This window comes from Paenibacillus sp. SRL342 (genome assembly GCF_984798905.1).
On record NZ_OZ481790.1, the window covers coordinates 4,618,079 to 4,637,582 of the forward strand.

Here is a 19,504-nt window from a genome sequence, read left to right on the forward strand (position 1 = left end):
TTTAGTTATTGTTGTAAATCGATATATACATTATGAATCAAATGACATTAAATCATTATAACATAAAAGAACAAGAATCATAATTTACTGCACTATACTCCCGATAACGAGCATTCTCGCCAGTAAGTTATTTAAAATTCTTCTCCATATGTATTCACGCATCCACTCGGAACAGCTCTTTCCATCTACTCGGAAAAAGGACATTACATTCATTACACGGTTACATAGATTTTGAAACAGACCGCTCCGTCAGAATCTAATGGTCACGACTCATCAGATAATCTGCAATTTCCAGCAATCTGGATGAATCAGGTAACTCGGCTCTTTCAAGTGCATCTTTTGCAGATTGGGTAAGGGATTTCACTTCCTCTACAGAAGCCTCCATGCCAATAAAATAAGGATACGTTACCTTCTGCTGATTCACATCGCTCTGTGTTTTCTTGCCCATCTTCTGCTCGTCGCCCGTCAGATCGAGAATATCATCCTGAATCTGGAACGCCAGCCCCAGATCACGTCCAAACACACGCAGTGCTTCCAATTGTCCTTCCGTTGCTCCACCGATTCGTGCTCCAGCAATGAGTGAGAAAACAATCAGGTCACCCGTTTTGTGCAAATGAATATATTGGAGCTGTGCAAGATCAGTCATGCCCTGCTCGCCTTCCATATCTGCAACTTGACCGCCGACCATCCCTCTTGCTCCAGCAAGTTCGGACATGTCCTCTACGATGGACAGCAACGCATCTGCCGCCACACCACTACGGCGTCCAGCTTGAACAATGCTATAAAAAGCATGGGTTAACAGCGCATCCCCTGCCAATATGGCGGTTGCCTCACCATATACCTTGTGATTCGTTAATTTTCCTCTACGGTAATCATCATTATCCATAGCAGGCAGGTCGTCGTGGATCAGTGAATACGTATGAACCATCTCCACGGCGCAGGCTACCGGCATTGCAGCTGTACGCTGTGCACCGAAGGCTTCCGCCGCAGCAACGACCAGAAGAGGACGAAGGCGTTTGCCTCCGGCCATGAGTGAGTACTGCATCGCATCCGTCAGCGACTGGGGTACATCCCAGTGAGCGGGAAGCGTATGTTTCAACGCTTCTGTCACCTCAGCTGTGACCTCTTCGAGGTATGCTTGAAACGAAGGACGATTACTCATGGACTTCACCGCTCTCATCGTCAGCAGTTCCGAAAGGCTTCTTGCGAAGCTCTCCATCTTCTTCTACGATCATTTCGATCTTGCGTTCCACTTGTTCCAGCTTCAGACCGCAAAGTTGCGAAAGTTTCATCCCGCGCTGAAACAGATCGATGGCCTGTTCCAACGGAACATCACCATGTTCCAGCTGACCTACGATGTCTTCCAATGCCGCCATTGCCTCTTCAAAATTCAATTCCGGTTCATTCGCCATGGGTATTGTCGTCCTCCTTCATTCCCCAAACCTGACAGTCCAGCTGTCCGTCTGTTAATTTAATCTTAATTGAATCTCCAGGCTGTACATCCTTCGTTGACTTGATCAATCGCTGTTCTTGCTCGTCATAGACAAGGCTGTATCCCCGTGACATGACTTTAAGCGGGCTAAGAGCATCCAGATGCCGCACAGATGATTTCCACTGTTGCTGCTTCAATCTGGTTATAGACCTGATCGCAAGTTCAAGTTGTCTGCGTGCTGCCGCATTCTCACGGCGTGCTGCATTGACCTGCTCACGAGGATTGAATCGTTGCAGTGCTGCCCGCAGACGCTCCTGTTTCTCTCCTGTCCATTTCATACGCGTATCCACTGTTCTCAAAAGCCGTTGGTGCATCATATCCAGTCGTTCCGTATGCTGCATCAAGGTACGTCTTGGATGCACCAGTACTGGCGAACGCTGTAATCTTGCGAGCCGTTCACGATTATGTACAGCACGCTGACGCAAGCTAAGCTGTAACTGACGCTGCCGTTGTCCGATCTGATCAAGCAACTCAGCTCGATTAGGTACAGCTAATTCAGCAGCTGCTGTAGGTGTAGCCGCACGCAAATCGGCTGCAAAATCAGCAATAGTGAAGTCCGTTTCATGCCCAACCGCAGAAATGACAGGAATATCCGAAGCAACTATTGCTCTTGCCACAATCTCCTCATTAAAGGCCCACAACTCCTCCAGTGAACCGCCTCCGCGTCCAACGATAAGTACGTCAGCTTCTCCCATCCGGTTCAAGTTGGCAATTGCTTTGACAATGGAAGGTGCTGCACCTTTGCCTTGTACCAGAACAGGATACAAAACAACTTTGGCAGAAGGGTATCTACGCTGAAGTGTGATCATGATGTCTCGTACCGCCGCTCCCGTCGGTGAAGTTACAACCCCGATGGTCTGTGGATAACGAGGGATCTGTCTTTTTCGCGAAGGTGAAAATAACCCTTCACCCTCGAGCTTTTTCTTGAGCTGTTCGTAAGCCAGATACAGACTTCCAATTCCGTCCGGCTGCATATGGGTAGCGTAGAATTGATACTGCCCATCCCGTTCATACACCGAGACATTACCACGGGCAATAACCCTTGCACCCTCCTTCGGTACAAAAGGTAATCGCTGGTTATGGGACGCAAACATAATTGACTTGATTCGGCTGTCCTTGTCCTTCAATGTAAAATACATATGGCCGCTGGAGTGATGCGTGAAATTCGAAATCTCCCCGCGCAGCCAGACGTCCGACAGAACCTGATCCGATTCCAGTTTCATCCGGATGTATCGGTTCAGGTCTTTGATGGAGTATATCTTTTGATCTGCCACAGACAAAACCCTAGGCCAATCCGTGAGCGCGCTTGGCAGCGATCAATGTATTTTGCATCAGCATTGTGATTGTCATCGGACCAACACCACCAGGAACGGGTGTAATTGGACCAGAAACTTCTTTCACGCTTTCGAAATCAACGTCTCCTGCCAGTTTGCCATTCTCCAAACGGTTCATGCCGACATCAATAACAACAGCACCCGGTTTCACAAAATCAGCATCCACAAAATTAGCACGGCCGATGGCTACAACCAAAATATCCGCCTGACGCGTAATTTCTTTCATGTTGGCTGTACGGGAATGACACATGGTTACCGTCGCATTCTCACGTTGCAGTAACAGCGATACCGGTTTGCCGACAATATTGCTTCTTCCGATGACCACTGCATGTTTACCGGACATTTCCAGCCCAGTACGTTTGATCAGCTCAATTACACCCGCAGGGGTACATGGAAGCAGACTATCGTCTCCAATAACAAGATTACCAACATTGACTGGATGGAATCCGTCTACGTCTTTATCCACGGCAATTGCATCAATGACCGCTTTCTCTTCGATATGTTTCGGTAATGGGAGTTGAACCAAAATTCCGTTAATGGATTGTTGATTGTTCAGCTTGTCCACCAGCGCAAGCAGATCTTCTTGGGACGTGTCTGCATCCAAACGATGCACTTCAGAGTAGAAACCCAGGTCGTGACATGCTTTTTCTTTATTACGCACATATACTTGGGATGCCGGATCTTCCCCGACGAGCACAACAGCCAGACCAGGTACTACCCCCTGTTCGCTAAGCCGTTTTACTTCTGTTGTCATGCTTGCGCGGATCTCTTGGGATACTTCTTTACCGTTAATAATAGATGCTGTCATTGTACTCTCTCTCCCTTATGTGAATATAAATTTAGAGGTTGTTCAAATAGTTAATCATAACTTAAGATAATTTTGCTTTAATCGCGTCAACTTCCTGAATCATGCGTCCAAGTACGCCATTGACGAACTTACCGGATTCTTCTGTACCAAAATATTTGGACAGCTCAATTGCTTCATTGACAGATACTTTTGCCGGAATGTCATCACGAAACACCATTTCATACGTAGACAGTCGTAGAATCTGGCGATCTACACGTGACAGACGGCTAATCTGCCAACCTTTCAAATAATCAACAAGCAGCCCGTCAATGGCTTCCTTATTGTTCCAGGCTCCTTGTACAATCTCAGTAACATAAGTACGCATTACATCTGCATCACGGATAACTACTTCAGTTTCATTATCTTCAGCGGCTTCATTGATCAACATGTTTACAGCTTCTGCTGCACCCACCTCATTCATTTCCATCTGATACAGACTTTGTACTGCAATTTCCCTTGCCAAACGTCTTTTCATGTCCTGCCTCCTGCAGCGCTCCGTCTGGAGCGTCATCATGCTTATTTTATAATCCATGCATCCATCTCATCAAATCCAGTATCGGTTGAATCAATGGCTTCCATGGTATTGTTATTGTTATCCCTTTTCACAAAAAAACCTGCAATACGTTTCCTCCAAAAAACGGGCAACCTAAACTACAGCTCTATTTTCGGAAGAAACATATTGCAGGGTTCAGGTAGGTCACTTAAACGGACGCCAGCGATCGCCAAGCCATTGCCCCCACTCCCTCCAGGGAATGAACGAACCCAGCTTTGAATCGCTTCGTCTGCCTAATGTATAACCGATGAACACCAAGAGTGCAAAGAACAACATATCCCAAAAACCGATCCATACATAAAGAAATCCAAAAAAGATGCCGCCGATAATTCCGGTAATTCGGCCTCTGTGACTATCCCAAATCTCTTTCCACAGCATCAGTGAAACTCACCTCATTCCACTCGACTCTTGTAGTTAGGCGACTGGGTTACATTAGCGATATACACCGTGACAAAAGAAACCGGGATGCCCGTAATCTCTTGTACATGATCATGTATCGCCTTTTGCAGATCAGAAGTCAGCGCAGGAATAGGTTTCTCACCATCCACTACCGCACGGATCATAATCTCCAGTCCTGACTCAACCACGCGTATGCGTGCCTTGACATCACGTACTCCCCGGAAACGGGAAGTTGCCTTCAAACAGAGATTCTCAATCGTCTCCATCGAAATCTGTACATCACCAAACTCAGTACGTTGATCTACAGACGGCAACGATGCACGCTCACGTCGAACCGAGATGTAGAAAAATCGCAAACTCAGGATAAACAAAATCGCTGCTGCAATAACAGACGCAACAATAACGTTTTGTTCCTGCTGGTAATTCAATTCGTAAGGCAGCACACCGCTAATCAGAAGAATGACGGCTGCCGATATTGCTCCAACGCTTATGCTGTATATAAACAACAGAAGCCGATCCAGTATTTTAGCCACGAACTGCACAGCCTCCCTTGCTCACTAACATTACTTAACCAGTTCACTAGCAAAAAATCAGATCCTCATCTAGCTTTCGCTATAATGAAGACCTGTCCAAGACGGGATAACCCCCGGCAGATGATGCCGGGGGAATCTGTCTTCTTTTATTTTACGCGCTGACTGTTCAGGTCGATCTCTTCCACTTTCTCGGTGCTCTTGAACTGAACGTCATGAATGTGCACATTCACTTCATTCACATTCAATCCTGTCATGTTCTCGATGGAACGTTTCACGTTCTGTTGAATCTCCGTAGCTACTTGTGGCAGACGGTATCCGTACTCGATAATTACGGAAACATCAACTGCCGCTTCACGTTGGCCCACTTCAACTTTAACGCCTTTGGAAAGGTTTTTGCGACCAAGCAATTCAGCAAATCCGCCAGCGAATCCGCCACTCATGCCTGCAACACCTTTCACTTCAAGGGTCGCCAATCCAGCAATCACTTCAATAACTTCAGGTGCGATCTGGATTTCACCGATATCCGTTCGTTCAAATTCAGTCGGTAGTGTACTCATAACTGTTCAACACACCTTTCGCGAGATAAGTTTGCGGCCATCCGTCAGGGCGCTGGACTCAGGTTAATCAACCTTCAGAACCCTTCCGGTCCGGCTTTACCGGAACTCCTGCAAACATCCGCGAGGTGCGGGCTTATCCTTTGCAGGAGACATGCGCTCTTATTATTCATACTATATCATTTGGGCTACATTATGACAAACAAGCCCAATATACCTTTTAAATCTCGTTTTCCTCAAGAAATTTGATATCAAAGTCACCACGAATGAACGTTGGGTGCTCCAGCAATTTCTGATGGAAAGGAATGGTTGTGGATATGCCTTCAATCGCAAATTCCCCAAGCGCACGCTTCATCTTGGCAATCGCCTCTTCACGATTCGCTCCCCACACGATCAATTTTGCGATCATGGAGTCATAGAAAGGTGAAATGGTATAACCCGGATAAGCAGCACTATCTACACGAACACCAGGTCCTCCCGGTGCAAGGTAGAATCCGATTTTGCCTGGGGATGGCATAAAGTTACGGTCCGGATCTTCTGCATTGATACGACATTCAATGGACCAGCCATTGATAACCACGTCTTCCTGACGGAATGAAAGTGGGTTGCCTTCAGCTACCGAGATCATCTCACGGATCAGATCCACGCCAGTAACCATCTCAGTTACCGGGTGCTCTACCTGAATACGCGTATTCATCTCCATGAAATAGAACTCGCCGTTCGGGCTGAGCAGGAACTCCAATGTACCCGCTCCCGAGTAATCCACAGCAAGGGCAGCCCGTACCGCAGCTTCACCCATCAATGTACGCACATCTTCGGAGAGAATCGGACACGGCGCTTCCTCTACCAATTTCTGGCGACGACGCTGAACCGAGCAATCACGCTCTCCCAGATGTGCTGCATTTCCGTGTTTATCAGCAATGATCTGAATTTCCACGTGTTTCATGCCTGTCAGGAATTTCTCCAGATATACACCTGCATTGCCAAATGCCTTTTGTGCTTCCTGCTGAGCAGCGGTAATCTGCTTAATCAGCGTTTCTTCATCTTCGGCAATACGGATTCCCTTACCTCCGCCACCAGCAGTAGCTTTGATAATGATAGGATATCCGATATCTCTAGCAATCATGATGGCTTCATCCATATTTTCAACAAGGCCGTCTGATCCAGGAATAACAGGTACACCTGCATCTTTCATCGTCTGTTTGGCAACAGCCTTGTCACCCATTTTGGTGATGGCTTCAGGAGAAGGTCCAATAAACGTAATATTGCAAGACTCACAAATTTCTGCAAAATCAGCATTTTCCGCCAAAAAACCGTATCCAGGATGGATTGCATCACATTCCGTCAGCGTAGCTACACTCATCAGGTTTGTGAAGTTGAGGTAACTGTCCTTAGACAGTGTCGGTCCGATACAATAAGCCTCATCTGCAAGACGAACATGCAGAGAATCCTTGTCCGCTTCCGAATAGACGGCTACCGTTGAGATGCCGATTTCACGGCAGGCACGAATAATACGTACCGCAATCTCTCCACGGTTCGCAATCAGTATTTTTTGAAATTTCATTTCGTTTTGTCCTCCTTCGAAGCTCATGCGGTTAGCTGTTAACCAGCTATAACGGTTATTCCGGTTTCACCAGGAAAAGGGGCTGCCCATACTCGACCAGCTGTCCGTTCTCAACCAGCACTTCAACGATTTCTCCCTTGATGTCCGCATCAAGCTCGTTCATCAGCTTCATAGCTTCGATGATACATACCGTTGTTTTCTCAACAACTTTATCACCAGCGCTCACAAAAGGACCCACTTCCGGCGAGGAAGCTCTGTAAAAAGTACCTACCATCGGAGATACAATTTTATGTAAATGACTTGTAGTATCGACCTGCGGTGCAGCTTCACTTACCACTGCGGCCGGCTGTACTTGCGGAGCAGCAATCATTTGCGGTTGCACAGCAGCTGCTTGAACATACTCCGTTTTGCCCGGTTTGCGGATTGATAACCGTGATCCTTCATTTTCAATTTCCAACTCTTGAACGGAACTTTCATCTACCAGTTTAATCAGTTCTTTGATCTCACTCAATTTAAACATTTCCATTATTCACTCCTTCGGCATCATGCCAGTCTCACTAGGACGGTCATATGGCTTTATGTATTATATCATAATCATTAAAAATGGAAAGAGCCCGAGAGTACAACCAGCTCCCGGGACTGCATTTCCATCATTTTGGATTACTGTTCTGTGACGTATTGCACACTGATTTTGTTCTGTGAAACCGCCAATTCTTTCATCACCAGATCCACAATGGATACCGCCTGTTTTACATCCAGTTTGTCACTGAGGACCACAACTTTATACTTGTCGGAATCTTCTTGAACGATCGCATTAGCGAACTGTTGAGAGAGCGTCTCCTCAATGCCAGTGATTTTAGCTTCTTTTTCTTCCAGTGTACGGAGTTGCTCCGTTGCTTTGGCATTCTCCTCTGGCGTTTTGCTCAGATCACCTGCCACGGTCATCAGTTCCTCATACTTGCGATTGTTGCTTTCCTCACGTTGCCACTGGTAGTTCTGGAACTGGCTGCTTGCAGATGCTGTCGTATTCTGCTCTTCCATTTCCTTGAGGACTTCCTCATCTGTCTTGGTTGCCGTGCCGCCTGCCTGACCGTCTGTATCCGTTGTAGTTGTTGCGCCTTTGTCGGTCTCTTTGTTGGTTTCTTTGCCTGCCTCACCCTTATTCTCGCCTGGTTCGACAGCAGGTGTTTTCTCTGCATTTCCAGCTTCTTTACCTTCTGTAGCCGCCGGTTCTTCCACAGCGCCAGCCGCATTTGGATCACTTTCAACTTCGCCGCCATTCACCACTTCATTCACAACCAAACCTTCTGTAGGATCAAGAATGCCTGCCGTCTCCTTGGCTTCCCCTTGCTTGATTCCATCCACTTGCTGACTGTCAGCCACCGGCGCGTTGACTGGACCGGAATCCTCAGTGAACAGATAATACGCGGACAAAATGACCATCAGACTCAGCATGGAAACGAGCCATACCGTTTGACGTTTGTTATTCATTAGAACTTCCTCCTCAAATTGGCTTCAATCTTATGAGAATTGAATCTTGTGATTCAACACATCAGATTAGTCTTGTTTGCGCGGTACAACCGAGATCCGGTAGGCTGCCACATTCAGTCCTTTTTCCACAGCATCGGTTATCAGGTCCTTCACAACCTTGTTCTCTGCACCCCTCGCAACCACAAGCACCCCACGAATCTGCGGTTTGAGCTTTTTGGTCACTATAGGTGTCTGATCCCCTGATATTTCGTACGTAATAATCTCGCCATCACGGGTATATTGCGTCATATGTCTTTTGCCCCCGTTAGCATCCGTTTCTTCGGTAAGTTGCTGAGAATCCTTCACGTTCCGCTGAACGACCAATTCTTCTGTGGAATCCACGGTAACCATCACATCAACCGTTCCCACACCAACAATGTTTTCCAGCACACCTTTGATTTTGTCTTCAAATGCAATTTCGATTGCCTGAAAAGGATTCTGTTCTGACGGATCACTCTGTATGGATGCCATGGATGTTGCCGGGTCCGGTGGTTCCCGACCGATATTTTCGGAATCAATTTTTTTGACATTGACGAAGGAATTGAACAGCATGATTCCCACCCCGATCAAACCCAGGATAATCAGCCAGCGGAAGGTTTGACTTCGCCTCGCCCCACCCTCTCCGCCACCCATCCAGGTTTCCATCTTTTTGAACCATTGTTTCATCGGACACCCTCCTTCTCAGAGCACTTCAGCACTTTTGGGTTCTGTCACTTGAACGTTGTTCGCATCAACATCCCACTTTTCAGTCAACAATGTAATAATCTGCACCGCATGCTCGGACCGTGTGGATGTCTCACCTTGCTGCTTCGTCTCATCTGCCTGATCACGTATAACAGGCTCCGAAGACAATTCATTTTCATCACGTTGCCCTCTACTCACATCAATCTGTACATCAGGCACTTCAATCTGACCGATCTGGATGGGCTGCTGTATTTGATGTGTTTCATCCTTCTCGGATTCTGTGTTTGTACCAAATATGGGTTGTGTATTTGCAGCGATTTCTTGCTGCCCTGCCTTCACTTCTCCTCCTGCACCCTCTCCGGCCATCTCGACCAATACACGCTGGATTACAGGCAGTTCGACTGATGAGGCAGCTTCCATCTGAGTTTCATATTTACTCATGGTCAGCTGTACCTCTACGGACCGCACCTTGGCTCCTGTTGTTTCTTCAATCTGGCCTTTCATGACATTAGCCAGTTCTTTAGCTGTCCATTGTAAGGATTGTTCCTGTTCATTGGATTGCAGCCGCTTGCCCTGAGCTAATATCTGTTCGAGTGTTGCATTTCCATCCGCTGGAGCATCCATTGCCGACATTGCCCGTTTCAGTTCGCCAACCGGATCACTTTTGAGCAGCTTGGTTATGGGTGATAAAAGGGTCAGCAGGATGAGAAGGCTCAGCACAAGCTTGACATAACGTTCCATGGATCGATTGGGCAACAGCATATCCACAAAGGTCGCCAGCAGAACGATCATAATCAATTCCTGGAGCCAGTTGCTCAGCCACCCCATCCTTTCCATCCCCTTTCTTGCCAACATACATTCAGCGCATCATGACAGTCAGATTTCCCGCGGTCAGCAGGATGGTAATGGCCAGGAAAAACATCAGCCCGACGGCTGCGAGCGCCGCAAATACGTAGATCATGCTCTTGCCGATGGCCTGGAGGCATCCTACAATCGGGGTGTCTCCTAGCGGTTGCATAATGGCACCAGTTACGTTGTATATCAAGGCAAGAGCCAGGATTTTGAGTGCCGGAAAAGCACATAGAAACAAAATGATGATCACCCCGGTGAGTCCAATTGCATTTTTGACAAGTAAAGAAGCTGTAATTACCGTATCCGTCGCATCCGCAAATGTTCTGCCCACGACAGGGACAAAGTTTCCTGCGATGTATTTGGCGGCCTTCAGGCTGACCCCATCCGCTACCGATCCCGATGCTCCCTGCACCGAGATTACACCCAAAAACATCGTCAGCAGGATACCCAGCAGTGCCACACTAATATTGCGCAGGAGGTCTGCCAGCTGTGTCAGCTTGTACTTGTCAGACAATGAACTGACGAGATGCAGTACAGCCGAGAAGAAGAGTAACGGGAATACCAGCAAGTGAATCAACGTACTCACCAGATGAATCATGAAAATGATGAGTGGATGTGTCACCGAGACGGTGATGACATTACCCATGGACGCAAGCAGTGTGAATAACAACGGAACCATGGCCATCATGAAGTTGATCATGCCAGTTATGGCATCCTTGGCGTATCCAATCGCCACACTGAAGCTGTTAATTGCAATGATGATGATGACCATATAACAGATGGAATAGGCGATTTTGCTAATATTATTTTTCTCAAATGCGGTCTGAAGCGTCTCCAGAATCATGCTGAGTACACTTAACATCACAATCGTGACCAGAAGTTTGCCATTATATAAAATTTCATGCAGCATGAAGGTTCCGATCGCCACAAACACCGATTTCAGGCTGAACCCTTCATTGCCGGGGATTAACATATCCATGAAGGAAGGGGTCTTCCCATCCGGGAAGAAACCACCGTATTGTTGCATCAGTTGATCCCAGTATTTCTCCACCTGATCCTTGGGAAGCTGATCGGCCTGCTGCTCCATCCACTCACCGGAAGGCGAGGTTGCAGTAACCTGTCCCAGGATACCAAACAGAAAACAGAGCATCAGTACAACCGTAAGGCGCCACTGCGGCTTATGATGCATTGATTTCATATGAAGTCCGCACGCCCTTTCTACACCGGCATCAGCTTCATGACGGTTTCGATAATAATGCTGATGATCGGTATAGCAAGTACAAGGATCAGTACCTTACCAGCCAGTTCGATCTTGGACGCAATGCTTTCCTGGCCTGCATCCCTGACAATCTGCGCGCCAAATTCAGCGATGTACGCTATGCCAATAATTTTCAGCACTGTTTTCAGATAAATGCTTTCCATGCCTGAATTCTCGGCAAGTCGCTTCAACACTTCGATGACTGCACCGATTTTGCCAATCAACAACATGAAGATGACAATGCCAGTCGCGGCAGCAATCAGAAAAGCAAACATCGGTTTCTGTTCCTTAATGACCAGAATGAGCACGGTTGCGATGAGCGCCAAACCTACAACTTGAATAATTTCCACAGGTCACCACCATCCGGCTTTATGACCGTTTTTCATTGAAAAAGAAATATCGATTTGATCTCTTGTAGCAGGCTGTCCAGCATACGGACCACCATGAACAATACAACGACAAATCCGATTACGGTCACCCAGTGAGCCATATCTTCCTTTCCCATTTGTTTCAGTACCGTGTGAATCATGGCAATGATGATTCCGATACCCGCAATTTGAAAGATTGCGTTCACTTCTAGATTCATGACCTTGGCACCTCACTATCCCGGCTATTTCAGAAGATCAGAATGACGATTAACGCTCCGACAAGCATCCCGAGGCTTCGGCTCATTCGTTCATATTTCATTTGATCGGCCTGGGCGCGGGATTCCTCATGCATTAGTTGTTGAATGGCTAACGATATATGTTTGGTCTGATCCTGACGGTCACTTGTGCCAAGGCTGAAGCTTAATTGCAGCATCACTTCCTTCTCGTCAGCCTTCATGGCCGATCTTCCCCACGCCAGATCTACGCCTGACTGCAGACTTTCCCGGGCAGTGAGTCCATGAGGAGGTTCCATCTGAGAAGCTGCATGAAGGAACAGCGTCTTTACAGGTTCTTTGGTCTGTGCTCCCATCTTGCCCATGGCATCAGGAAGTGGAGTGAGCCCATAGTTAATCTCCGTCATTAATCGCTGGAGGGCTGCAATGAGTTCTCGCAACTGTCTCGGTCTTAATGCATACTGTCTGGCCTTGTAAAAACCGGCGAGGGTGCTGGCTAACAGAATAATTACCGCACCAAACATGTTAACCAAAGGCTTCACCTCCTGCCCCGGTCTGCTGCAACCCACGCATTTTGCCATCAGCCAGCCGAAAGGTCATGCCCCGGCTCGTCCGTTGCAGTTGGACATAACGTTGAAACATCTGCTCCGTAATCAAGGTTCTGAGGGCGGGTCTGGCCGACAGCTCTGATAGGTCACGGCCATGCGCAGTCGCAATCACTGAGACTCCTGCATGCAGGGCTTCCATCACCGCCTCGGCATCCTCCGGACGACCAATCTCGTCCACAATCAGGACATCGGGTGACATGGAGCGAAGCATCATCATCATGCCCTCAGCCTTCGGACAACCGTCCATCACATCTGTTCGGGGACCTACGTCGAAGCCAGGTACTCCTTTGTAGCTACCAGCGATTTCGGACCTTTCATCCACAATGCCCACTTTCAGACGCGGACGTATTCCCTGAACCAGTTCAGTTCCCCGTGTAAGCTTTGTACCACTGCTAATTTGTCTCGCCAGATCTCGTAGCAACGTCGTTTTCCCTTGTTGTGGTGGTGATAGGATCAACGTGTGCAGGACCTGTCCGCTCTTCATATCGAGAAGATAAGGAAGGATACGATCAGCCACTCCATGTACCTCACGGGCTACCCGAACGTTAAACCCGTTAATGTCACGCAGGTATTCGACACGCCCACCGCTTAGCACCGTTCGTCCAGCAAGCCCGATTCGATGTCCCCCAGGTATGGTGATGAACCCTTTACGCAGTTCCTCTTCCAATGTATAAAGTGAATGGTTACTGATCAGATCCAGCAACCTGTGCGTCACTTCTTTCTGAGGAACATACGCTTCTTCAGGATTCCCGGTCGGACAACCTTGAGGTGTCAGGAAGTGGTATGTGTTGCCTGCATTAATCTCCAGGGGTCTGCCTTCACGAATACGTACTTCCTCCACTTGTTCCAATAGAGCGGGTGGCATTCTTCCAAGAATGGTTCGGATCGGTTCCGGAAAAAGTTCCCTCCAGTTCACCTTCATGAGTAGGCTCCTCCAACCTTGAGATCATTTGGTTCACACTTCTGGCGCTTGTTCATATCTCAAGTTTATGCCTGTACATTTAATTTATGACGCTGAAATCTATCAATTCTTCAGAATACGGTTGAGAGTTTGAAACCATAGATGCACCTTCTGTTCTAGGCACCCGTCTAGATGTGCATGCATATAGTAATTGGAGATAGGTAAGTTCCATTTCGGTTCAAAACAGAACTACCGATCCCCAGATAAAGAAAGGAGTTGTGGGGAGTGCGAGTTGATGTCGTTGGCAATGTGAATGAAGTACGTACTATTGATATTGCAGGGCGAAGTGCAGTTGTCATTGATGTATTGTGTACGACCAGTACAATTGTTACGGCTCTGGCGTATGACGCTTCGGCTGTGATTGCCGTAGAGACCGTTCCACAAGCCAAACAAATGGAAGTGAAAGATTGCATTCGAGGTGGGGAGCGTTTTGACAAAAAAATCACCGGATTCGAGGTGGGTAACTCCCCCTATGAATATATGACTGAGGACATTGCAGATAAAACGATCATCCTGACCACAACCGATGGAACCCGAGCCTTGATTAAAGCTTCTAAGGCGAAACATGTACTAGCTGGATCATTTCTCAATGTCAGGGCTGTCGCAGCAGTTCTCTGCCAACTTCAACGAGATGTATTGCTGTTATGTGCGGGGAATCAGGATGAATTTGCACTGGAGGACGCCTTGTGTGCTGGATGTATCATCGACGAACTGCACCGTCAATCCTGTTCTCCCATCCAACTAAACGATCTCGGCATAGTACTTCATCAGGCGGTATCCCAATGTCAAGAGAGGATCCCGGAGCTGGTGCAGGGATCTGTTAGCGGGCGTAGGCTTGAAAAGTTAGGCAGAGTTCATGACATTTCATATTGTTCTCAATTAAACTTGCTGGATTGTGTTCCCGAGATGGGGGAGGGGAACCTCATGCAACCTTATAGAGGCATACGCGGCGGAAAGATGTTCAAGTTGATGTGAGAATTGCCATGAGAAAAACAAAAAAAAGGTGTACTGCTGCCCGTTGGCAACAGTACACCTTTGCTAATTTACATACATAGCAAATACTTATCTGCGATCTTGAGGTCCACCGATAACGGCTTGCTCCGCAGTGTCGAGATCATATGCTGTATGCAATGCCTTAATGACGTCATGCAGCTTATCTCCGTCAATAACACAAGATACTTTGATCTCGGAAGTGCTCACCATCTTGATACTCACGCCTTCAGCGGAAATGACTTTGAACATCTTCGCAGCTACACCAGGATGACTGACCATGCCTGCGCCAACAATGGAGATTTTAACGAGGTTCTCCTCTGATGTGACTTCACGGTAAGGCAAACGGCTATGAAGGCCTTCAATGACACGTAATGCGTTCTCACGATCAGACAGCGCCACAGAGAAAGAGAAGTCCGCTTTGCCATCCATCACACCGCTCTGAACGATAATGTCCACATCCAGCTGATTGGATGCAAGCGCACCAAATACTTCGGCCAGAACTCCTGGTACATCCGGCACACCCAGAATACTGATGCGAGCCACATTTTTGTCATAGGCAATACCACTAACCACTACGCCTTGTTCCATTGCTGCTTCCTCCTTCACAACCGTTCCTTCATTATGGTTAAAGCTGGATCTTACAATTAAAGGTACACCGGAATGCTTCGCGTACTCTACTGCACGCGGATGCAGCACCGCTGCTCCCAAATTAGCAAGTTCCAGCATTTCGTCATAGGATATTTCCTTCAGCTTGCGCGCAACCTTAACGATCCGCGGGTCCGTAGAATAGATTCCGTCTACATCCGTATAGATCTCACACGCATCAGCCTTAATGGCTGCCGCCAGCGCTACAGCTGTTGTATCCGAACCACCACGACCCAGCGTTGTGATCTCGCCGTCTTCCGTCATGCCCTGGAAGCCTGCAACAATAACAATGTTGCCCTCGGCAAGTGCTGCATTCACACGGTCAGGTTGAATATCATGAATACGTGCTTTTCCGTGAACCGGCTCTGTGCGGAATCCCGCTTGCCAGCCCGTAAACGATACTGCCTTACGTCCAAGCGCTTGAATAGCCATCGATAATAAGGAGATCGAAATCTGTTCTCCTGTCGTTAAGAGCATATCCATCTCACGAGCAGGCAGATCACTATTCAGTTGTTTTGCCTGATCAATCAAATCATCTGTTGTATCCCCCATGGCCGAAACCACAACTACACACCGATGTCCTTCATCAGCTTTTTCTACAACACGTCCGGCTACACGCTTCATGCGTTCTGTATCTCCGACCGAGCTGCCCCCAAATTTCATGACGTACAATGACAACGCAAATCCACTCCCTACCTTGTGCAGTATGCATAATTAATGTCCATCGTCATTATTCTCTACGAGAAATGACTTTAACCCAGTATATTACGAAAGCGCCTGATAGGCTAATCTTTTTTCGAAAAAACCCTCTGCCAAAGGAATGGCAGAGGGTTGTTAATACCGTTTATTAGCTTACAGCTTGTGAAAGTTACGCCCGGGAAGAGTATTTACCTTCACGTGTGTCAATCAGGAGAACGTCACCTTCGTTAATGAACAAAGGAACCTGTACGTTCAAACCTGTTTCCACTTTTGCATTTTTGGTAGCGCCTTGTGCAGTGTTACCTTTAACGCTTGGCTCAGTCTCGATGACTTTCAACTCAACGCTTGTTGGCAAGTCGATTCCGAGGATTTCACCTTGGTAGCTAACAATCTTAACGACCATGTTTTCTTTCAGGAAGTTCAATTCCCATTCCAGTTGATCACTAGTCAATGTGAACTGATCATATGTTTCGTTATCCATGAACGTGTGCTCTGTACCGCTTGCATACAGGTAGGATACGCCACGATTTTCGATGATGGCACGACCAATCGTTTCGCCTGCACGGAATGTTTTTTCAACGGTGTTTCCGTTACGCAGGTTTTTCAATTTGGAACGTACGAAGGCAGCGCCTTTACCTGGTTTAACGTGTTGGAAATCAAGCACGGTATAGATATCGTTATCTACTTGCACGGTCAAGCCTGTTTTAAAATCGTTTACTGAAATCACAAAAAATCCCTCCTGATATGGTTAAAAAGTAGGTGATATAAGACGATAGGTTAATGTAATGGTGGGTTTATTCTGAATTGATGACCATGTGCGATGTGACCGTTACGGGTTCGGATCGTTCCTCCGATCGCTGTTGTCTCCTCATTTTCCCGACTAGATTTTAATAAGGTTTAAAATGAGGAGACAAAGGCGAGCGCTTCGCTTCTTCAGAATCGATTCCGCTCCCTTCACTGCTTTTGCAATGGTCCATAACAATCAGCAATAACCTGTACCTTTATATTAAAAATCGTCTTATATCCCTGTGGCTGTAATTTAGCCGATTACGGTGAACTTCTTGTCCGACTTCGTGAGAATATGAATACCCGTCTCGGTAATCACTACGTCATCCTCGATACGCACGCCGCCAAGCCCATCAATATATATACCCGGTTCAACGGTAACAACCATACCCGGTTTCAATACATCGTCGCTAAGCTTGGACAAGCGAGGAGCTTCGTGAACTTCCATACCCAGACCGTGGCCTGTGCTGTGTCCGAATTGATCTCCATATCCGTGACCTGCAATGATATCACGAGCCAATGCATCTGCTTCCCGTCCGGTCATGCCCGGTTTCAGGTTCTCCAGCGTATGTAACTGAGCTTCCAGTACAATGTCATAAATTTTGCGCAATTCAGGTACAGGTGTGCCTGTTGCAATGGTACGTGTCAGATCTGAACAGTATCCATCCAAAAGTGCACCAAAGTCAAATGTAATTAACTCATTCTGTCCGATGACCTTGCTGCTTGCTACACCGTGAGGCATAGCAGAACGTTCACCCGATGCTACAATGGTGTCAAACGAAGAAGACGTTGCTCCATGCTTGCGCATGAAAAACTCCATCTCCAGATCCACTTCACGTTCCGTCATACCTGGTTTTGCAAACTGCAAAACGTGGCTGAATGTGGCATCCGCCAGATCTGCTGCTCTCTGCATAACCGCGATCTCGTCTTCATCCTTGAACATACGAAGTTGTTCCACAATCCCGGATACAGCTTTCAGTTCAATAGACTGCAGTGCTTCAGCATAAGCGGAGTGCGTGCCAAATGTAACACTATCCTGCTCGAAGCCCACTTCTTTGATATTTGCGGATGCCAGTAGTTCACGCACCGTATCCATCGGCTTAGCTCCATGCTCAACAACGGTGAATCCTTTGGCTTGCTGAGGCGCTTGAGACATATAACGGAAATCAGTCAGCAAATAGGCATCCTGTTCCGTAATCAGCACATATCCCGCCGAGCCTGTAAAACCCGTCATATAACGACGGTTAATCGGGTTTGTAATCAGCATTGCTGTGAGTTCATGCTCACGCATGGCTTCACGCAACTTATTTACTCGTTTGTTTTCCATCGGTAACCCTTCTTTCTCTCACATTCCCCGGTTCCCGGCTCAGGTTTGTTTGTCCAGATGACGCACAAGAGCCAGCAATCCCAGTTCATAGCTTACTTCACCAAATCCGGCAATCTGCCCGATTGTTTCCGCTGCAATCACTGAATGATGTCTGAACGCTTCGCGTGCATGAATGTTGGATAGATGTACTTCCACCGTAGGGACTTTTACAGCATTGATTGCATCACGTATAGCATAGCTATAATGGGTAAATGCTCCGGCATTCAGTATTATTCCGTCTGCCTCACCCATCGCTGCATGAATGCGGTCAATGATGTCCCCTTCATGGTTCGATTGATAAAAAGCGATGGAGACGCCAATTTCATCAGCCTGTCTGCGAATTTTGTCCTCAATATCCTTCAGACTAAGCGTTCCATAGATGCCCGGTTCACGTACACCAAGCATGTTCAGGTTCGGACCATTGATCACAATAATTCGTTTCATCGCTGCTCCACCCTCTCTGCAAATAACCATCTGCTATTTTAACACAGCCATTGCCGGATTGAGAAGCTTTTTTGCGCTATGCCCCCGCTTGCTCCGGCTCGCGTTTGCGTTCATCCGTGTACTCCATAGCTACCGTGTAACCAATGAACAGCCCCCATAGCAAAAAGAAACAGAGTTCCGTGATGATCGAATCCCACGTTAAACCGTTCAAAGGTTTCATCATCCCGACTTTCGGTCCCACCAGTATAAAGAGGATCAGCCACCAGACAATTCCATACACCATGCCGGGTACCGGTCCTTTTAATTTTCTAATCGTGAACGTGTAGAGCAAGGAAGCCAAGATAGAAAAGACGATAAAAAACAACCAGCCTGTCAAATGTCCAGCTGCGGTATATATATATTCATGTTTGAAAAAAGGCTCGGCCAGAAATCCGACAGGTACAATCGTAAAATGCAGCAGATAGAATAGCCAATGCAGCCCACCCCAGATAAAACCGGCAAAGAAGCCAAGCTCTAACGCAAAGGAAAATGGCTTGGTGTAGTAGTGAGCTTGACCTTGCCTCTGGGTAGGGCGCCTGCCCCTGTCTTTTTGCTGCCGTTCTTTCGGATGTTGGCCTTCATCTCGCGATGTATCTTCATGCGTACGCTCTGTCATCGATATTCTCCTTCATTCAGTTGATAATCCCGTACTATGCCTCGAATTTTCTGCCTGATTCTACGAGGTAGTATGTTCAAAACAGGACAATCTTAACAACATCCTTCAAGGATTGACTCACAAACTAGAAATTGCGCTTAAAATTC

Annotated in this window: 24 protein-coding genes; 1 reads left to right on the forward strand and 23 read right to left on the reverse strand. The window is 47.3% G+C overall.

Annotation, left to right across the window (positions count from 1 at the left end; all coding sequences use genetic code 11):
• Nucleotides 1-256: 256 nt before the first annotated feature.
• From AC4E8D_RS20320 to spoIIIAA, 18 genes are all read right to left on the reverse strand, one after another.
• Nucleotides 257-1,162, reverse strand: a complete 906-nt coding sequence (locus AC4E8D_RS20320; RefSeq protein WP_445252519.1) for a polyprenyl synthetase family protein — start codon at nt 1,160-1,162, stop codon at nt 257-259.
• A complete protein-coding gene (gene xseB / locus AC4E8D_RS20325) occupies nt 1,155-1,412 on the reverse strand; it encodes an exodeoxyribonuclease VII small subunit (protein WP_017687599.1) in 258 nt (85 codons plus the stop codon). Before xseB ends, AC4E8D_RS20320 begins: the two co-directional genes overlap by 8 nt.
• Complete coding sequence (gene xseA / locus AC4E8D_RS20330) at nt 1,402-2,766, reverse strand: exodeoxyribonuclease VII large subunit (protein WP_490205161.1); 1,365 nt, start codon at nt 2,764-2,766, stop codon at nt 1,402-1,404. The genes xseB and xseA overlap by 11 nt, the downstream gene beginning before the upstream one ends.
• A 10-nt stretch (nt 2,767-2,776) precedes the next feature.
• Nucleotides 2,777-3,634, reverse strand: coding sequence for a bifunctional methylenetetrahydrofolate dehydrogenase/methenyltetrahydrofolate cyclohydrolase FolD (folD, locus tag AC4E8D_RS20335; protein WP_490205162.1), 858 nt, complete (start codon nt 3,632-3,634; stop codon nt 2,777-2,779).
• Between the two features lie 61 nt (nt 3,635-3,695).
• Nucleotides 3,696-4,148 (reverse strand): transcription antitermination factor NusB, encoded by a 453-nt coding sequence (gene nusB / locus AC4E8D_RS20340; protein WP_017687596.1) that lies wholly within the window; start codon nt 4,146-4,148, stop codon nt 3,696-3,698.
• A 222-nt stretch (nt 4,149-4,370) separates the two neighbouring features.
• The gene (locus tag AC4E8D_RS20345; protein ID WP_339304863.1) at nt 4,371-4,604 is read right to left on the reverse strand and encodes a DUF2273 domain-containing protein; all 234 of its coding nucleotides are present in this window, start codon (nt 4,602-4,604) and stop codon (nt 4,371-4,373) included.
• Nucleotides 4,605-4,618: 14 nt separating this feature from the next.
• The gene (gene amaP, locus AC4E8D_RS20350; RefSeq protein WP_405117926.1) at nt 4,619-5,158 is read right to left on the reverse strand and encodes an alkaline shock response membrane anchor protein AmaP; all 540 of its coding nucleotides are present in this window, start codon (nt 5,156-5,158) and stop codon (nt 4,619-4,621) included.
• 146 nt (nt 5,159-5,304) lie between these two features.
• Entirely contained in the window at nt 5,305-5,715 is a 411-nt protein-coding gene (locus AC4E8D_RS20355; protein WP_017687593.1) for an Asp23/Gls24 family envelope stress response protein, read from the reverse strand.
• Between the two features lie 217 nt (nt 5,716-5,932).
• Complete coding sequence (accC, locus tag AC4E8D_RS20360) at nt 5,933-7,276, reverse strand: acetyl-CoA carboxylase biotin carboxylase subunit (protein ID WP_036614375.1); 1,344 nt, start codon at nt 7,274-7,276, stop codon at nt 5,933-5,935.
• A gap of 55 nt (nt 7,277-7,331) precedes the next feature.
• Nucleotides 7,332-7,796, reverse strand: coding sequence for an acetyl-CoA carboxylase biotin carboxyl carrier protein (gene accB / locus AC4E8D_RS20365; RefSeq protein WP_221822234.1), 465 nt, complete (start codon nt 7,794-7,796; stop codon nt 7,332-7,334).
• 140 nt (nt 7,797-7,936) lie between these two features.
• On the reverse strand, nt 7,937-8,767 hold the full coding sequence (locus tag AC4E8D_RS20370; RefSeq protein WP_449005399.1) for a SpoIIIAH-like family protein: 831 nt from the start codon (nt 8,765-8,767) through the stop codon (nt 7,937-7,939).
• Nucleotides 8,768-8,833: 66 nt separating this feature from the next.
• Entirely contained in the window at nt 8,834-9,472 is a 639-nt protein-coding gene (gene spoIIIAG, locus AC4E8D_RS20375) for a stage III sporulation protein AG (protein ID WP_221822130.1), read from the reverse strand.
• A gap of 15 nt (nt 9,473-9,487) precedes the next feature.
• Nucleotides 9,488-10,318, reverse strand: a complete 831-nt coding sequence (gene spoIIIAF / locus AC4E8D_RS20380; protein ID WP_490205163.1) for a stage III sporulation protein AF — start codon at nt 10,316-10,318, stop codon at nt 9,488-9,490.
• A 31-nt stretch (nt 10,319-10,349) separates the two neighbouring features.
• Complete coding sequence (gene spoIIIAE, locus AC4E8D_RS20385) at nt 10,350-11,492, reverse strand: stage III sporulation protein AE (RefSeq protein ID WP_397376270.1); 1,143 nt, start codon at nt 11,490-11,492, stop codon at nt 10,350-10,352.
• Between the two features lie 68 nt (nt 11,493-11,560).
• Complete coding sequence (gene spoIIIAD, locus AC4E8D_RS20390) at nt 11,561-11,950, reverse strand: stage III sporulation protein AD (RefSeq protein WP_017687586.1); 390 nt, start codon at nt 11,948-11,950, stop codon at nt 11,561-11,563.
• A 32-nt stretch (nt 11,951-11,982) separates the two neighbouring features.
• Nucleotides 11,983-12,186 carry a stage III sporulation protein AC gene (gene spoIIIAC / locus AC4E8D_RS20395; protein ID WP_017687585.1) on the reverse strand — a complete coding sequence of 68 codons (204 nt, stop codon included), beginning with the start codon at nt 12,184-12,186 and terminating at the stop codon, nt 11,983-11,985.
• Between the two features lie 29 nt (nt 12,187-12,215).
• Nucleotides 12,216-12,734, reverse strand: a complete 519-nt coding sequence (gene spoIIIAB, locus AC4E8D_RS20400) for a stage III sporulation protein SpoIIIAB (protein ID WP_221822136.1) — start codon at nt 12,732-12,734, stop codon at nt 12,216-12,218.
• A complete protein-coding gene (spoIIIAA, locus tag AC4E8D_RS20405; protein ID WP_449005398.1) occupies nt 12,727-13,731 on the reverse strand; it encodes a stage III sporulation protein AA in 1,005 nt (334 codons plus the stop codon). Before spoIIIAA ends, spoIIIAB begins: the two co-directional genes overlap by 8 nt.
• A 264-nt stretch (nt 13,732-13,995) precedes the next feature.
• On the opposite strand from spoIIIAA, the gene AC4E8D_RS20410 reads away from it, so the two are divergent.
• On the forward strand, nt 13,996-14,745 hold the full coding sequence (locus AC4E8D_RS20410) for a 2-phosphosulfolactate phosphatase (protein ID WP_221822140.1): 750 nt from the start codon (nt 13,996-13,998) through the stop codon (nt 14,743-14,745).
• Between the two features lie 87 nt (nt 14,746-14,832).
• On the opposite strand, the gene AC4E8D_RS20415 is transcribed toward AC4E8D_RS20410, so the two are convergent.
• The 5 genes from AC4E8D_RS20415 to AC4E8D_RS20435 form a co-directional block, all read right to left on the reverse strand.
• Nucleotides 14,833-16,086, reverse strand: a complete 1,254-nt coding sequence (locus AC4E8D_RS20415; RefSeq protein WP_047843625.1) for an aspartate kinase — start codon at nt 16,084-16,086, stop codon at nt 14,833-14,835.
• A 190-nt stretch (nt 16,087-16,276) separates the two neighbouring features.
• Nucleotides 16,277-16,834, reverse strand: a complete 558-nt coding sequence (efp, locus tag AC4E8D_RS20420) for an elongation factor P (RefSeq protein ID WP_017687580.1) — start codon at nt 16,832-16,834, stop codon at nt 16,277-16,279.
• A gap of 312 nt (nt 16,835-17,146) precedes the next feature.
• Entirely contained in the window at nt 17,147-18,220 is a 1,074-nt protein-coding gene (locus AC4E8D_RS20425; protein ID WP_036614396.1) for a M24 family metallopeptidase, read from the reverse strand.
• Between the two features lie 39 nt (nt 18,221-18,259).
• Nucleotides 18,260-18,703 carry a type II 3-dehydroquinate dehydratase gene (aroQ, locus tag AC4E8D_RS20430; RefSeq protein ID WP_036614400.1) on the reverse strand — a complete coding sequence of 148 codons (444 nt, stop codon included), beginning with the start codon at nt 18,701-18,703 and terminating at the stop codon, nt 18,260-18,262.
• 76 nt (nt 18,704-18,779) lie between these two features.
• Nucleotides 18,780-19,358: a YqhR family membrane protein gene (locus tag AC4E8D_RS20435; RefSeq protein ID WP_221822149.1), complete on the reverse strand. Its 579-nt coding sequence runs from the start codon at nt 19,356-19,358 to the stop codon at nt 18,780-18,782.
• Nucleotides 19,359-19,504 lie beyond the last annotated feature (146 nt).

Coding starts and splice junctions, on each gene's coding strand:
- aroQ (WP_036614400.1), bottom strand. CDS start 18,703: ATGAAACGAATTATTGTGATCAATGGTCCGAACCTGAACATGCTTGGT.
- AC4E8D_RS20345 (WP_339304863.1), bottom strand. CDS start 4,604: ATGCTGTGGAAAGAGATTTGGGATAGTCACAGAGGCCGAATTACCGGA.
- nusB (WP_017687596.1), bottom strand. CDS start 4,148: ATGAAAAGACGTTTGGCAAGGGAAATTGCAGTACAAAGTCTGTATCAG.
- AC4E8D_RS20320 (WP_445252519.1), bottom strand. CDS start 1,162: ATGAGTAATCGTCCTTCGTTTCAAGCATACCTCGAAGAGGTCACAGCT.
- spoIIIAF (WP_490205163.1), bottom strand. CDS start 10,318: ATGGGGTGGCTGAGCAACTGGCTCCAGGAATTGATTATGATCGTTCTG.
- folD (WP_490205162.1), bottom strand. CDS start 3,634: ATGACAGCATCTATTATTAACGGTAAAGAAGTATCCCAAGAGATCCGC.
- spoIIIAG (WP_221822130.1), bottom strand. CDS start 9,472: ATGAAACAATGGTTCAAAAAGATGGAAACCTGGATGGGTGGCGGAGAG.
- accB (WP_221822234.1), bottom strand. CDS start 7,796: ATGTTTAAATTGAGTGAGATCAAAGAACTGATTAAACTGGTAGATGAA.
- spoIIIAE (WP_397376270.1), bottom strand. CDS start 11,492: ATGCTCTGTTTTCTGTTTGGTATCCTGGGACAGGTTACTGCAACCTCG.
- AC4E8D_RS20355 (WP_017687593.1), bottom strand. CDS start 5,715: ATGAGTACACTACCGACTGAATTTGAACGAACGGATATCGGTGAAATC.
- AC4E8D_RS20435 (WP_221822149.1), bottom strand. CDS start 19,358: ATGACAGAGCGTACGCATGAAGATACATCGCGAGATGAAGGCCAACAT.
- spoIIIAA (WP_449005398.1), bottom strand. CDS start 13,731: ATGAAGGTGAACTGGAGGGAACTTTTTCCGGAACCGATCCGAACCATT.
- spoIIIAC (WP_017687585.1), bottom strand. CDS start 12,186: ATGAATCTAGAAGTGAACGCAATCTTTCAAATTGCGGGTATCGGAATC.
- accC (WP_036614375.1), bottom strand. CDS start 7,276: ATGAAATTTCAAAAAATACTGATTGCGAACCGTGGAGAGATTGCGGTA.
- AC4E8D_RS20425 (WP_036614396.1), bottom strand. CDS start 18,220: ATGGAAAACAAACGAGTAAATAAGTTGCGTGAAGCCATGCGTGAGCAT.
- xseB (WP_017687599.1), bottom strand. CDS start 1,412: ATGGCGAATGAACCGGAATTGAATTTTGAAGAGGCAATGGCGGCATTG.
- AC4E8D_RS20370 (WP_449005399.1), bottom strand. CDS start 8,767: ATGAATAACAAACGTCAAACGGTATGGCTCGTTTCCATGCTGAGTCTG.